Genomic DNA, 13,647 nt, shown 5'->3' with positions numbered 1-13,647 from the left:
ATGCAACCGACCCCCGATTTCGACCCCGGAAGGCTCGCCAAATCGCTATTGCGGCGGTCCCGGCAGGGGGCGCTGGCCACGCTGATGGCCGGCAGCGGCGATCCCTATTGTTCCCTGGTCAATCTGGCGAGCCACCCCGACGGCTCGCCCATCCTGCTGATCTCGCGCCTGGCCCTGCACACCAGGAATATCCTGGCAGATAGCCGGGTCTCCCTGATGCTGGATGAGCGTGCCGCGGGTGATCCGTTGGAGGGCGCCCGGATCATGCTGTCCGGCCGGGCCGAACAGGCGGACGTCGAAAAAGATCTCCTCCAGCGACGGTATCTCAATGCTCATCCGTCGGCGGAAACCTTTGTTTTATTTAAGGATTTTTCGTTCTTTCGGATCATCCCTGCGGGAACCCATCTGGTCGCAGGCTTCGGCCGGATCGTGGATCTCGAGCCGGGGCAATTCCTCACGGACCTTGCGGGAGCCGAGGACCTGCTGGCGGCCGAGGAAGGCGCGGTCGAGCACATGAATGCCGACCACCGCGACGCCATGGGCCTCTATGCGACCAAGCTGCTCGGTGCGGCCGAGGGGGACTGGCGCTGCAGCGGCTGCGACCCTGACGGCCTCGACATGCAGGACGGCCAGACCGCGCTGCGGCTGGACTTCCCGGAGCGGGTGACCGACGGCACGGCGCTGCGCAAGATGCTGGTCAGGCTTGTCGGCGAAGCGCGCGCCAAGGTGGACTAGCGCCGACAATTTTGAACGCTGGCGCCCATCGCGGCGACCCAAGTCCGTAATGGTCTGCGGTTGGCTGCGAGAGGGTTCATGACGCGTTGTCGTTTGGCAGGGGTCGCAGGCTTTGCGCTCGCGATCACCTTATCGTTTGCCACGCCCGGCCTGGCCCAGAAGGCCGATCTTTCCGGACAAAGCGCGCGGATCAACGCGTTCAGGAGCGCCGGCAAATATACGGAGGCGCTGCCGCTGGCGCAGGCCATGGTGGCGTCTCTCGAGAAGACCAGCAACAACCGCGACCTTGCAGCCGCGCTCAACAACCTCGCGCAGATCTATGCCGATCAGGGCCATGACGATCAGGCCGAGCCGATCTACAAGCGCGCCATTGCGCTGATGGAAAAGGGCACCGGCCTCGACAGCGTCGAGATCGCGCCCTTACTGAACAATCTCGCCGCGCTCGATCAGCGGCAGAGCCGCTTCGCGGAAGCCGAGCCGTTGTTCAAGCGAGCGCTCGCCATTCGTGAAAAGGCGCTGTCGCGCGAGCATCCCGATGTCGGCCAGTCCCTCAACAATCTCGCCACGCTCTATGTGAAGCAGGAGCATTTTGCCGACGCCGAACCGCTGTTCCAGCGCGCGCTCGCGATCTATCAGAAGGTCGGCGGTCCCGAACATCCGGCGGTCGCGACGCTCCTGAACAATATCGGCCAGCTTGATCGCGACCTCAATCGCGACGCCGATGCAGAGGCACCGATCAAGCGCTCGCTCGCGATCCGCGAAAAGGTACTGGGGCCGGATCATCCCGACGTCGCGCGCTCGCTGAACAATCTCGCCGGGCTGTACGAGCACCAGCAGCGCTATGCCGAGGCCGAGCCGCTCTATCGCCGTGCGCTTGTCATCCGCGAGCGGGCGCTTGGCCCGGATCATCCGGATGTGGCGACCTCGACCAGCAATCTTGCTTATTTCCTCTATGTGGCCGGGCGAAATGCCGAGGCGCTGCCGTTTGCCGAAAAGACGCTTGCGACCAATCGCGCGCAATTGCGTGTCGTTTTGCCGATCCTGTTTTCCGCGCGCCAGCAATCTCTGCTGCCGGCCGACAAGGCGGTAGACGAGGCACTCGCGGCGATCCAGCGCGGCACGCAATCCTCCGCCGCATCCGCCGTGAACAAGCTCGCGGTACGGCTCGCGGCCGGCAGCGACCGGCTCGCCGAGCTCGTGCGCAAGGACCAGGATCTCGCGGCAGAGGCCGAGGCGCTCGACAAGGCGATCATCACCGCGGTGTCGAAGCAAGCGGCGCAACGCGACGTCGCGGCCGAGCAGCGCAGCCGCGCGCGCATCGCCGCAATCACAAGCGAGCGCGCCGGGTTGCAGAAGACGCTCGCCGTTGAGTTCCCCGACTACGCCTCGCTCTCCAATCCGTTGCCGCTGACGGTGAAGGACATCCAGCCGCTGCTCTCTGCTGATGAAGCGATGACGATCTATTCCGTCGTCGACAAGCGGAGTTATGTCATCGCGATCACGCGCGACGGCGTCGACTGGAAGGAGATTCCGCTTGGCGCAGATGCGCTGGCGCAGAAGGTCACCGCGTTCCGCAAAGGTCTCGATGTCGGCAAGGCGCGCGATGCCTCCGACAAATCAGGCCTGTTCGACCTCGCGCTCGCCAACGAGCTCTACGTCACGCTGCTAGGCCCGGTCGAGACGTTGACGAAAGAGAAGCGCAGCCTGCTCGTGGTGCCGTCGGGCGCGCTGACCGCACTGCCGTTTCATCTGCTCGTTACGGAGACGCCGCAGGCTGCGATCCCGGACAAGCTCGAAGGTTATCGCAGCGCTGCCTGGCTGTTGCGCCGTCAGGCCGTGTCGGTGTTGCCGTCGGTGGTCAGCCTGAAATCGCTTCGCGCCTTCGCGCGTGGCGATCAGGGCATCAAGCCGATGACGGGCTTTGGCGATCCCGTGTTCAATCCCGCCGAGGCCGGACCTGCCGACCGGCGCGCAGCAGGCGGGAAAGTCGCCGCGCGCAGCATCGCGACATCAGCCTATACCGATTTCTGGCGCGGCGCCGGCGTCGATCGCGCGCGGCTTGCGCAGGCGCTGCCGCAACTGCCCGACACCGCGGACGAGCTGAATGCGGTGGCTAAGGATGTCGGCGCGGCCGAGGCCGACATCCATCTCGGCCGCGATGCCAGCGAGACGACGCTCAAGCATGCAGCGCTTGCTCAATACAGCATCATCTACTTTGCCACCCACGGCCTGGTCGCCGGCGATATCAAGGGCGTGGGCGAGCCGTCGCTTGCGCTGTCCATTCCCGACCAGCCCTCCGAGCTCGACGACGGTCTGCTGACCGCGAGCGAAGTTGCCCAGCTCAAGCTCAACGCGGATTGGGTGGTGCTGTCGGCCTGCAACACGATCGCCGGCGACAAGCCCGGCGCCGAGGCCCTGTCTGGATTGGCGCGCGCGTTCTTCTATGCCGGCGCCCGCGCGCTGCTGGTCTCGCATTGGGCCGTAGATTCCGAAGCTGCCACCCGCTTGACCACATCGACTTTCGATTTGCTCAAAAACGAACCAAAAATCGGCCGAGCCGAAGCGCTGAGGCGCGCCATGTTAACCTACCTCGATGACACCTCGTCACCGCGCAATGCTTATCCCGCGATGTGGGGACCGTTCGCACTCATTGGCGAAGGTGCGGTACGATAGACTAATCTCTGGAATTGTGCGTCGCAACAACAACGGAGAACGCCGAATTGAGCGTTTGGTTGCGCGACCATCTCTAATTTTTTGATGCGCCTGCTCAGAGCAGACATGCGTGACTTTTGGCGCAGTCCTTGAATAAACCAAATCCCAAGGGATCAGCTTGGCAACGTCAGCGTTCACCGATATTAGGTCGTCCAACCGAGGCCGGACGGCCTGTTATTAACGGTGGCCGCGATGGCACCAAAGCTTGGTCGCGCAGAGTGTCGCGGGTTCTAGGAGGATTTTTCGTGCAAGAGACGGGCGTGCGCAACGGTGCCTTCGGTGCCGACAAATTCGGCTTAAAGAATCTCAAGCAGGTTCACTGGAACCTTGCTGCGCCGCAACTCTATCAATACTCGCTCGCTGCGGGCGAGGCGGTGCTGTCCGCCGACGGCGCACTCTGCGCCGACACCGGTGAGTTCACCGGCCGCAGCCCCAAGGACAAGTTCACGGTGCGTGACGCCACCACCGACAAGAAGATGTGGTGGGCCGGCAACCAGTCGATCACCGCGGAGCAGTTCGAGACGCTCTACCAGGACTTCCTCAAGCACGCCGAAGGCAAGTCGCTGTTCGCGCAGGACCTCTACGGCGGCGCCGATCCGGCTTACCGGATCAAGACCCGCGTCTTCACCGAGCTCGCCTGGCACTCGCTGTTCATTCGCACGCTCTTGATCCGCCCCGAGGCGGTCGAGCTGCCGAGCTTCACGCCGGAGCTCACCATCATTGACATGCCGAGCTTCCGCGCCGATCCGAAGCGCCATGGCTGCAAGTCGGAGAACGTCGTCGCGATCGACTTCGCCCGCAAGATCGTGCTGATCGCCGGCTCCTACTATGCCGGCGAGATGAAGAAGTCGGTCTTCACCACGCTGAACTATTACCTGCCCGAGCGCGGCGTGATGCCGATGCACTGCTCCGCCAATGTCGGCGCCAAGGGCGATGCCGCGATCTTCTTCGGCCTGTCCGGCACCGGCAAGACCACGCTGTCGGCCGATCCCAACCGCACGCTGATCGGTGACGACGAGCACGGCTGGGGCCCGAACGGCATCTTCAATTTCGAGGGCGGCTGCTACGCCAAGTGCATCAAGCTCTCGCAGGAAGCCGAGCCCGAGATCTACGCCGCCTCGACGCGCTTCGGCGCGGTGCTCGAGAACTGCGTGCTCGACGAAGACACCCGCGTGGTGGATTTCGACGACGGCTCCAAGACCGAGAACACCCGCTCGGCCTATCCGCTCGACTTCATCCCGAACGCCTCGCGCACCGGCCGCGCGCCGCAGCCGAAGAACGTGGTGATGCTCGCCGCCGACGCCTTCGGCGTGCTGCCGCCGATCGCAAAGCTCTCGCCGGCGCAGGCGATGTATCACTTCCTCTCGGGCTACACCGCCAAGGTTGCGGGCACCGAGCGTGGTCTCGGCAACGAGCCGCAGCCGGAATTCTCCACCTGCTTCGGCTCGCCGTTCCTGCCGCTCGACCCCAGCGTCTACGGCAACATGCTGCGTGACCTGATCGCGGAGCACAATGTCGATTGCTGGCTGGTCAACACCGGCTGGACCGGCGGCAAGTACGGCACGGGCTCGCGCATGCCGATCAAGGTGACGCGCGCGCTGCTCACCGCGGCGCTCGACGGTAGCTTGCGCAACGTCGAATTCCGTACCGACAAGTACTTTGGCTTCGCGGTCCCGACCGCCCTGCCGGGCGTGCCGAGCGAGATCCTCAACCCGGTCAACACCTGGAAGGACAAGGACGAGTTCGACAAGACCGCGCGCGCGCTGGTCGGCATGTTCCAGAAGAACTTTGCCAAGTTCGAAGCCCAGGTCGACGCCGAGGTGCGCGCGGCTGCGCCGGACGTGAAGCTCGCGGCGGAGTAATCTCTTTCAGTGTGAATGCAAAAGGGCGGCCGAGAGGCCGCCCTTTTTTGTGACCACTAGCGCGAACCACACACTCGGTGTCGTCCCGGCGAAGCCCCTACTGTATGCACACATCTTTTGACCGTCATCGGCAGCTTCAAAAAATGTGAGTCTTATCAAGGACGCAAACGTGCCCACGATAGGATCGCTCAAAAACCGGGGGCATCTAAGTCCCTGTATCTGAGTCGGTTTTTGAGATGTGTGCATACACTAGGGCGAAGCCCGGGACCCATACCGCGTGATCCATCGATGGAGCTCGGTGAAAGTACCAGCGAAGAAAACGATAACTACGAATCTTCGCCAAACTACTTCCGGTGGTTATGGGGCCCGGCCTTCGCCGGGACGACGTTGGGGTGAGACCTCACGCTTTGAAATACGCGATCTGCGTGCTGGTCGCGAGCAGTCTTCCATTCGGTGACCACAGCTCGGCGTTCTGGTCGGCGTAGCTCTTGTGCATGACCTTCGAATCGGCCGTCGCGAGCACGCGGGTGATGTCCTCGGCCGCGAGCTCGTCGCTATCGGTGTGAAAATACGTCGTCAGCGACACCGTGCCGAACGGCACCAGCTCGCGTCGCGCGTGGAAGATGCGGCCGAAGAAGGCGTCCGACATCGACATCAGCGACAGCATGTCGAGCTTGCGCGGCGTGCGGTCGCCGATCCAGATTTTCGAATAGGTGCTGGCGAGCTCGGCCTGCGGCGGGCCGATCCGCATCTCGCCCTCGACGAAACGGAATTCATACTGGTTGGCCCAGGACGCCGAGATTTTCGGGAATGGCAGCGTTGCCTCGAACGCCGTGGCATCCGGATATGTCGCCACCCTGTGCTCCCAGGACGGCTGGCGCTCGGCGAATACGGCGGTGGCGAGCGTCGCGACCTCGCCGCCGCCCTGCGACAGTTCGACGCTCCAGTGCTGGCTGGAACGGTTGGACTTCACCAACCGTATGTCGAGATCGAACGGTCCTTTGGCGATCGGCGCGCAGTAATTGACGGTGAGGGCGAGTGGTTCGCCGGCGCGTTGCGGATGCTCGATCAGCGCGCGCAAAATGGTCGCGGCGGTAGCGCCGCCGAACGGACCGACAAAGGCCCAGTAGTCGTCGCTGGTGTGTCCCTGCCAGCTAGAGTCACCGGCGGTGATGCGGGTGGCGTCGTCGAACGGGTGCGGGAGTTTCGCGTGCATTGTTTGATCCGGCTTTCAATGACGGACGTCATATCACGTCCGACGCCGGCTTGTGCAATTACCTTAGAGGTAGCCGATTTCACGCAGCGGAAAATCAGCTCGCCGCGTCGCGCAAATCCTCTGCCTCCTGGAACGGCGGCGTGACCGGATTGACCGGCACGTTCCAGATCTCCTCGGCATATTCGCGGATGGTGCGATCCGAGGAGAACCACGCCATGCGCGCGACGTTGAGGATCGATGCGCGCGTCCAGGCTGGCGCCACCTGCCAGCGCGCATCGACGGCGCGCTGCGCCTCGTAATAGGAATCGAAATCGGCGCTGACCATGTAATGGTCGAGATAGCGCAAGGCGTGCGCGATGGATTCGAACCGACCGGGCTCACCGGGCGAGAACTCGCCGGCGCCGATCGCATTGATGGCACGCTGTAGCTTTGGCGATTTGCGGATCACGTCGGAGGCATCCAGCCCCTGCTTGCGGCGGATCATCACGTCGCCGGCCTCCATGCCGAAGATGGCGATGTTTTCCAGGCCGACATGGTCGCGGATCTCGATGTTGGCGCCGTCGAGCGTACCGATCGTGAGGGCGCCGTTCAGCGATAGCTTCATGTTGCCGGTGCCGGACGCTTCCATGCCGGCGGTCGAGATCTGCTCGGACAGGTCGGCCGCGGGAATGATCACTTCCGCAAGGCTGACATTGTAGTCGGGCAGGAAGACGACCTTGAGCTTGCCGCCGATCGCGGGATCGTTGTTGACGACCTCCGCAACGTCGTTGATCAGCTTGATGATCAGCTTGGCGTAGCGATAGCTCGCCGCCGCTTTGCCGGCGAAGATCTTTACCCGCGGCACCCAGTTTGCGTTGGGATCGTCCTTCATCGACTGGTACAGCGCGACCGTCTCGATGACGTTGAGCAGCTGCCGCTTGTATTCGTGGATCCGCTTGATCTGCACGTCGAACAGCGCGTTCGGATCGACCTTGATGCCGATCCGCTCGCCGATCAGGCGCGCCAGCGCCGTCTTGTTGTGAAGCTTGACCGCACGGAATTTCTGCTGGAACGCGACGTCGCTGGCGCGCGCTTCCATCAGGCTGAGCTGGGTCGGATCGTCGAGCACTGCGTCGCCGCAAGCCTCGCGCAATAGGTCTGTCAGCCTCGGGTTCGCCAGCATCAGCCAGCGGCGGAAGGTGATGCCGTTGGTCTTGTTGGTGATGCGGCCAGGATAGAGATGGTTGAGATCGTGGAACACGGTCTCGCGCATCAGGTCGGAATGCATCGCCGAAACGCCGTTGATGCGGTGCGAGCCGACGAAGGCGAGCTGGCCCATGCGCACGCGCCGGCCGCTTCTCTCGTCGATCAGCGAGACCGAGGCGCGGAAATCGATGTCGCCGGGCGCGCGCGCTTCGGCGAGTGCGAGATGCTGCACGTTGATGCGATAGATGATCTCGAGATGCCGCGGCAGCAGGCGCTCGAACAGCTCGACCGGCCAGGTCTCCAGCGCCTCGGGCAGCAGCGTGTGGTTGGTGTAGGACAGCGTCGCGACCGTGATCTTCCAGGCCTCGTCCCAGCGGAAATTGTGCAGGTCGATAAGAATCCGCATCAGCTCGGTGACGGCAAGGCTCGGATGAGTGTCGTTGAGCTGCACCGCGACCTTGGACGACAGGCTGCGGAGCTGACCGTCGGACGAGAGATGCCGCTTGATGAGATCCTGGAGCGAGGCCGAGACGAAGAAATATTCCTGGCGCAGGCGCAGCTCGCGACCCGCCGGGCTCTCGTCGTTCGGATAGAGGAATTTGCAGATCGCTTCCGCGCGCGACTGCTCGGAGCTGGCGCTGACATAATCGCCCTTGTTGAAGGCGTCGAGCTTCAATGGATCGGGCGAGCGCGCCGACCACAGTCGTAGCGCATTGACGTGCTGGCCGCGCCAGCCGACGATCGGCGTGTCATAGGCGAGCGCCTGCACCGTCTCGCCCGGATGCCAGATCGCGCGGTCGCGGCCCTTGTCGTCGACATGCTCGACGCCGCCGCCGAAATTGATGTCGTAGATCACTTCCGGCCGCTGCAATTCCCAGGGATTGCCGAAGCCGAGCCATTCGTCCGGATATTCCTGCTGCCAGCCCTGATTGATGATCTGGCGGAACAGGCCGTAGTCGTAGCGGATGCCGTAGCCGATCGCGGGGATCGACAATGTCGCCATGCTCTCCATGAAACACGCGGCAAGCCGTCCGAGGCCGCCATTGCCGAGCGCGGCATCCGGCTCGCATTTGCGCAGCTCAGGCAGGGACACGCCGAGATCGCCGAGCGCGACCTCGAAGATCTTCAAAAGTCCCATATTGTTCAGCGCGTCGGTGAAGAGGCGGCCGATCAGGAATTCGAGCGAGAGATAATAGACGCGCTTGCGCCCCGCGTCGTAGCTGCGCTTCTCCGCGCTGAGCCAGCGATGCACGATGCGGTCGCGCAGCGTGAGCGCCGCAGCCTGATACCAGTCGTGCTTGGTCGCCATGCCCGCGTCCTTGCCGATGGCAAGGCGCAGCTTCGCCAGGATCGCACCCTTGATCTCCGACAGCGCGAGTTCGTCGATGGGCTGACCGGGGGCGGGGAAATTTGGCTGGAACGATTGATCTTGCAAGGCCGTCACTTCCTGGTCGCGAGAACACCACTAACCCTACGCAACTTGCTTCCGGACCGAAACCTCGCTGGCGCGGCCGTGAACTGCGCTGGCGTAAAATTATGCAAGGAACGGGCCGGTTTGGGAACCCGGGCGAGCACGGAGAAGCGTGGATTTGGTGCTAGATTGGGCGCCAATTCAGCCATCAGTATGGAGGAGACGCCCCATGAGACCTCTGATGCGACTGCTGATCGAAATCGCCACTGCGGCGCTTGTTGTCATCTGCATCGCCACCTCGAGCGCCGCCTTTGCCGCCGGCAAGGGCCGCAGCGCCGACGGCCTCAGCTGCGCGGTCGCGCTCCCGCAAAGCGCCACACCAGCGGCACGATGCGCCGCCATCAAGCGCCAATGCGGCGGAAAGTTTTATGCGAGCGCGTGCGGGGATAAGTTGATGTCGGCGATGTGAGGGCGAATAGCTTACCACGAAAGCAGTGTCGTCCCGGCGAAGGCCGGGACCCATAACCACCGCTGTTAGAGAAGATGCGAGAGATCGCGCCAATCCGGATTCTCGCGCTCAATCAAGCGAATCTTCCAGTCGCGTTGCCATTCCTTCAGCGCCTTCTCACGCGCGATCGCTTCGGATGGCGAAGCATACATCTCGACATAGACGAGCCGCGTCACGCCATACTTCTTTACGAATTTCGAGCCACGCCCTGAGCGATGCAAAGTGAGCCGATTGCTGAGGTCGTTGCAGACGCCGACGTAGAGCGTGCCGTATCGTCGGCTCGCAAGAATGTAGACGTAGTACGCGGCTGGTGCATTCATTGCTGGGCATCCACTTCCGAAACGTCCGACGGCGGTGGTTATGGGTCCCGGCCTTCGCCGGGACGACATTGCTGGAGTATCGGAACAAATTAAGAACACTTTAGCAAGTCTTTGATATATCATTGTGATTCGGCGCGTTGCCGACACAATATCTAGGGTCTGTCCGACGTTGCGAGGACTACATGTCCACCATTGCCTTCGATCAATTTGCTCTCACCCGGATCGCGGATTTCGCGCGCTCGCTGTCGCGGCTGCATCTGGCGGCGCGGCGCTATGCCGTCGATGACGATCAGTTCGACCGCGAGTTCAACGCGGTGTGCCAGTCGATCTGGGGCTACACCATCGACGACGTCAGCGACGATCTGTTCGCGGCTGAGGATCATTTGTTTCTCGACACGCTGGATGAAGCGCATGCGCGCATCTTCGCGGCCGAGCAGGGCTACGACCTCGTCGGCGAGACGGGCATGCTGACCGACTGGTGGGGCTTTTGCTGGATGATCTTGGCCGAGAAGCGCGGTCTGCTCACGGCAGACAACCGCGCCGCCGCACGTGCGGCGATCGAGGAGAAATATCTGGCGGCGCCGAATGTGATCGGAGTGATTATCGGACGGTGATGCTCTCGCTCCTCACCATGAGGAGCTCAATCCAATCCCGCCCGCTTTGCCGACTTCGCCGGTGCCTTCGGCACCGTCACATCAGGCAACGTCCCGTGCACGATCTCCGCGGCCGGAGCGTCGGCCGCCACTGTCTCCGCCCGCACTGGCGCCACCTTCATTTCGCCGAGCCGGGCGCGGACCTGAGCGGTGAGGCCGGGATAGGAGGCGACCGGGGTGAACTCCGCGGTCTGGTCGTTGCCGAGGCGAACGCCGGTATAGGCGACCAGGCCGTCGGTGGTGGCGATGACATCGCCGGCCTTCAGCGAGGGGTCCAGTGCGAGGTCGACCGGGGCAAGGCCAACCGGCTCGCGGCCGTTGCAGGTGCAGTCCGCGCGCAGCGCCTTGCGGTAGGCGAATGCGTTCTCGCTGTCGGCATAGCGTTCGCCGGTCTGCGCAAAGGCGCCGTCGATGTTGGAGCCGAAAAAGACCTTTGTGGCGGTGGCAGGACAGAAGGCCTGACACATCTGCGCCGGCGAAGCGACGCCGCGCATCAGCGGAAAATATTTTCCGTCGCAGCTGCGCACGCAGAACGCCGGGCCCGAGCTGCCGGCGGCCGCCGAGCGCGTCGGCGGGACATATTGCGGGGTCGCGGGATTCTGCTGGCCGGTAAAGGGATCAGCGTACGAGTTCGCCTGCGGCACCTCGCGCTGCGGCCGCTGCTGTGCGCCACCGAAAAGGAAGTCGAACAAGCCCTCGGCCGAAACCGGCGCGGGAGCCGCAAGCAGCGGGCTTCCGAAAATGGCGGCCACAAGCATCGCGCGACGCCGCCGGCGCGCATGGGACACAATCGTACGCAACGCTTACTCCACCCGACGCTACTGAACCGGCCGGGACCAGCGAGGTCTCAGCACATGATTCACCATAACGGGGGATGGTAAATGAGCGGTTGAGGGGAGCTTGGCGATTTATGCCTTCAAGAACTCTGACGCCTTGTAGAGCGAGCGGAAGGGCAGGCCGGCCGCACCGAATGTATCGGTGGCGCCTTCCTCGCGGTCGACCATGGTCAGCACCAGCACCACCTCGGCGCCGGTCTCGCGCACGGCTTCCACCGCCTTCATCGCCGAGCCGCCGGTGGTGGTGACATCCTCGACGATCACGACGCGCTTGCCCTCCAGCGTCTCGCCCCTGGGCAGGCCCTCGATCGCGAGCTTCGCGCCGTGCTCCTTCGGCTTCTTGCGCACGAAGAACGCCGCGATCGGATGGCCCTTGATCCAGGAGATCTGCGCCAGCGCGCCCGCAAGCGGCACTGCGCCCATCTCGAGCCCGCCGATGAAATCGAGCTGGTCGTCCTTCAGCGTCTCGTAGGTGAGCTCGGCGAGCAGCGTCGCGCCCTCCGGGTCCAGCATGGTCGGCTTGAGGTTGAAATAGAAATCGCTCTTGCGGCCCGACGCGAGCGTCACCTCGCCGCGGCCAAAGGAGCGCCGGCGGATGATTTCGAACAGGCGGGCGCGGGAGGCTGATTTCGACACGGCGGTCCCTCGGGAGCGTTCTTAGCGGAAGCGGAATTTATCCGCCACGGCGGTGACATTCCAGAGGGGGCGGGTCCCGTCAACAGGGATCGGCCATTCCGGTGCGCCGGTTGTAGGGGTGCAACCTTCTGGAGTACTTGGATGCCAGATATCTCGGGCAAGAAACTGGGCAAGGAAACAAGGCAAATGACCATCGAGCTGCACACCTGGAACACGCCGAACGGCCGCAAAATCTCGGTCGCGCTGGAGGAAATGGGGCTGCCCTACAAGGTCATTCCGGTGAACATCAGCAAGGGCGAGCAGATGGCGCCTGGGTTCCTGAAGCTCTCTCCGAACAACAAGATCCCAGCGATCGTCGACCCCGAGGGGCCCGACGGCAAGCCTGTCAGCGTGTTCGAGTCCGGTGCGATCCTGCTCTATCTCGGCGAAAAGACCGGTAAATTCCTGCCCAAACCGCTGGCCGGCCGCATTCCCGTCTACGAATGGCTGATGTGGCAGATGGGCGGCTTCGGGCCGATGCCGGGCCAGGTGCATCATTTCATTGCACTCGAGAACGAGCAGGACCGCGCCTACGGCCTCAAACGCTACATGGCGGAGACGCGCCGGCTCTACGGGGTGCTGGACCGTCGCCTGGACGGCTGCGATTTCGTCGCCGGCGATCTTTCGGTGGCCGATTTCGCCATTCTGGGCTGGGCCTGGCGCCATCCTCGCCACAAGGTGGATCTGGCCGATTTCCCCAACGTCAAGCGCTGGTACGAGGCCCTAATGGCGCGCCCCGCGGTAAAGCGGGGAATCGAGGCGAAGCTGGATTGAGGTGACGGTGTCATCGCCCGCGAAGGCGGGCGATCCAGTATTCCAGAGACGGCGGTGGTTGAGCCGAGAGGCCGCGGCGTACTGGGATGCCCCGGTCAAGCCGGGGCATGACAGCGTTGCCCTCACACCTTCCGCGCTTCCACCGCCATCCTGACCGCGAGCCCGGCCAGCACCGTGCCCATCAGCCAGCGTTGCACCAGCATCCAGCTCGGCCGGCTCGCCATGAACAGCGCGATCGATCCGGCCGCGAGCGCGATCACCGCATTCACGCTGACGCTGATCGCGACCTGAATCGCGCCCAGCACGAGCGACTGCGTCAGCACGCTGCCGGCGGTGGGATCGAGGAACTGCGGCAGCAGCGCGAGATAGAGCATCGCGATCTTCGGGTTGAGCAGATTGGTGACGAAGCCCATCGCGAACAATTTGCGCGGGCTGTCGATCGCGAGCTGCTTCACCTGGAACGGCGAACGCCCGCCCGGTTTCATCGCCCGCCAGGCGAGCCAGAGCAAATAGCCGGCACCCGCAAAGCGCAGTGCGTCATAGGCAAAGGGAATGGCGAGCAAGAGCGCGGTGATGCCGAACGCGGCGCACAGCATGTAGACCACGAAGCCGAGCGCCACGCCGCCGAGCGAGACGATGCCGGCTGCGGGGCCCTGCGTGATCGAGCGTGAGATCAGGTAGATCATGTTCGGTCCGGGTGTGAGTACAAGACCGAGGCAGACGAGGGCGAAGCCGAGCAGGGCGGAGGTGTGGGGCATGG

The 13,647-nt window shown here is 63.6% G+C and carries 12 protein-coding genes; 6 read left to right on the top strand and 6 right to left on the bottom strand.

Going from position 1 to position 13,647, the window contains the following annotated elements:
• The 3 genes from UP06_RS07235 (at position 1) to UP06_RS07225 (ending at position 5,309) form a co-directional block, all read left to right on the top strand.
• Positions 1–735, top strand: coding sequence for a HugZ family pyridoxamine 5'-phosphate oxidase (locus tag UP06_RS07235; RefSeq protein WP_045001703.1), 735 nt, complete (start codon positions 1–3; stop codon positions 733–735).
• 78 nt (positions 736–813) lie between these two features.
• Positions 814–3,408: a CHAT domain-containing tetratricopeptide repeat protein gene (locus UP06_RS07230; protein WP_045001702.1), complete on the top strand. Its 2,595-nt coding sequence runs from the start codon at positions 814–816 to the stop codon at positions 3,406–3,408.
• A 284-nt stretch (positions 3,409–3,692) separates the two neighbouring features.
• Positions 3,693–5,309 (top strand): phosphoenolpyruvate carboxykinase, encoded by a 1,617-nt coding sequence (locus UP06_RS07225; RefSeq protein WP_045001700.1) that lies wholly within the window; start codon positions 3,693–3,695, stop codon positions 5,307–5,309.
• A gap of 400 nt (positions 5,310–5,709) precedes the next feature.
• Here UP06_RS07225 and UP06_RS07220 read toward each other — a convergent pair whose 3' ends face one another.
• Complete coding sequence (locus UP06_RS07220) at positions 5,710–6,525, bottom strand: acyl-CoA thioesterase (protein WP_045001698.1); 816 nt, start codon at positions 6,523–6,525, stop codon at positions 5,710–5,712.
• A 94-nt stretch (positions 6,526–6,619) separates the two neighbouring features.
• Complete coding sequence (locus UP06_RS07215) at positions 6,620–9,145, bottom strand: glycogen/starch/alpha-glucan phosphorylase (RefSeq protein WP_045001793.1); 2,526 nt, start codon at positions 9,143–9,145, stop codon at positions 6,620–6,622.
• Between the two features lie 217 nt (positions 9,146–9,362).
• Here UP06_RS07215 and UP06_RS07210 point away from each other — a divergent pair, with 217 nt between their 5' ends.
• On the top strand, positions 9,363–9,590 hold the full coding sequence (locus UP06_RS07210) for a hypothetical protein (RefSeq protein ID WP_245305427.1): 228 nt from the start codon (positions 9,363–9,365) through the stop codon (positions 9,588–9,590).
• A gap of 65 nt (positions 9,591–9,655) precedes the next feature.
• Here the strand turns inward: UP06_RS07210 and UP06_RS07205 are convergent, their stop codons facing one another.
• On the bottom strand, positions 9,656–9,949 hold the full coding sequence (locus UP06_RS07205) for a GIY-YIG nuclease family protein (protein ID WP_045001695.1): 294 nt from the start codon (positions 9,947–9,949) through the stop codon (positions 9,656–9,658).
• 182 nt (positions 9,950–10,131) lie between these two features.
• Here UP06_RS07205 and UP06_RS07200 point away from each other — a divergent pair, with 182 nt between their 5' ends.
• Positions 10,132–10,563: a hypothetical protein gene (locus tag UP06_RS07200; protein ID WP_045001693.1), complete on the top strand. Its 432-nt coding sequence runs from the start codon at positions 10,132–10,134 to the stop codon at positions 10,561–10,563.
• A 26-nt stretch (positions 10,564–10,589) separates the two neighbouring features.
• On the opposite strand, the gene UP06_RS07195 is transcribed toward UP06_RS07200, so the two are convergent.
• Positions 10,590–11,360, bottom strand: coding sequence for a DUF2865 domain-containing protein (locus UP06_RS07195; protein WP_045001692.1), 771 nt, complete (start codon positions 11,358–11,360; stop codon positions 10,590–10,592).
• A 150-nt stretch (positions 11,361–11,510) separates the two neighbouring features.
• Positions 11,511–12,074, bottom strand: a complete 564-nt coding sequence (gene pyrE / locus UP06_RS07190; protein ID WP_045001691.1) for an orotate phosphoribosyltransferase — start codon at positions 12,072–12,074, stop codon at positions 11,511–11,513.
• A 186-nt stretch (positions 12,075–12,260) separates the two neighbouring features.
• On the opposite strand from pyrE, the gene UP06_RS07185 reads away from it, so the two are divergent.
• Positions 12,261–12,887, top strand: coding sequence for a glutathione S-transferase family protein (locus UP06_RS07185; RefSeq protein ID WP_045001690.1), 627 nt, complete (start codon positions 12,261–12,263; stop codon positions 12,885–12,887).
• A gap of 122 nt (positions 12,888–13,009) precedes the next feature.
• On the opposite strand, the gene UP06_RS07180 is transcribed toward UP06_RS07185, so the two are convergent.
• Positions 13,010–13,645, bottom strand: a complete 636-nt coding sequence (locus UP06_RS07180) for a LysE family translocator (protein ID WP_045001689.1) — start codon at positions 13,643–13,645, stop codon at positions 13,010–13,012.
• Positions 13,646–13,647 lie beyond the last annotated feature (2 nt).

Origin of the sequence: Bradyrhizobium sp. LTSP857 (genome assembly GCF_000938285.1) — a bacterium.
Classification (GTDB): Bacteria; Pseudomonadota; Alphaproteobacteria; order Rhizobiales; family Xanthobacteraceae; genus Bradyrhizobium.
Note: the sequence above shows the minus strand (reverse complement) of the source record. Positions and strands in the feature narration are given on the sequence as shown.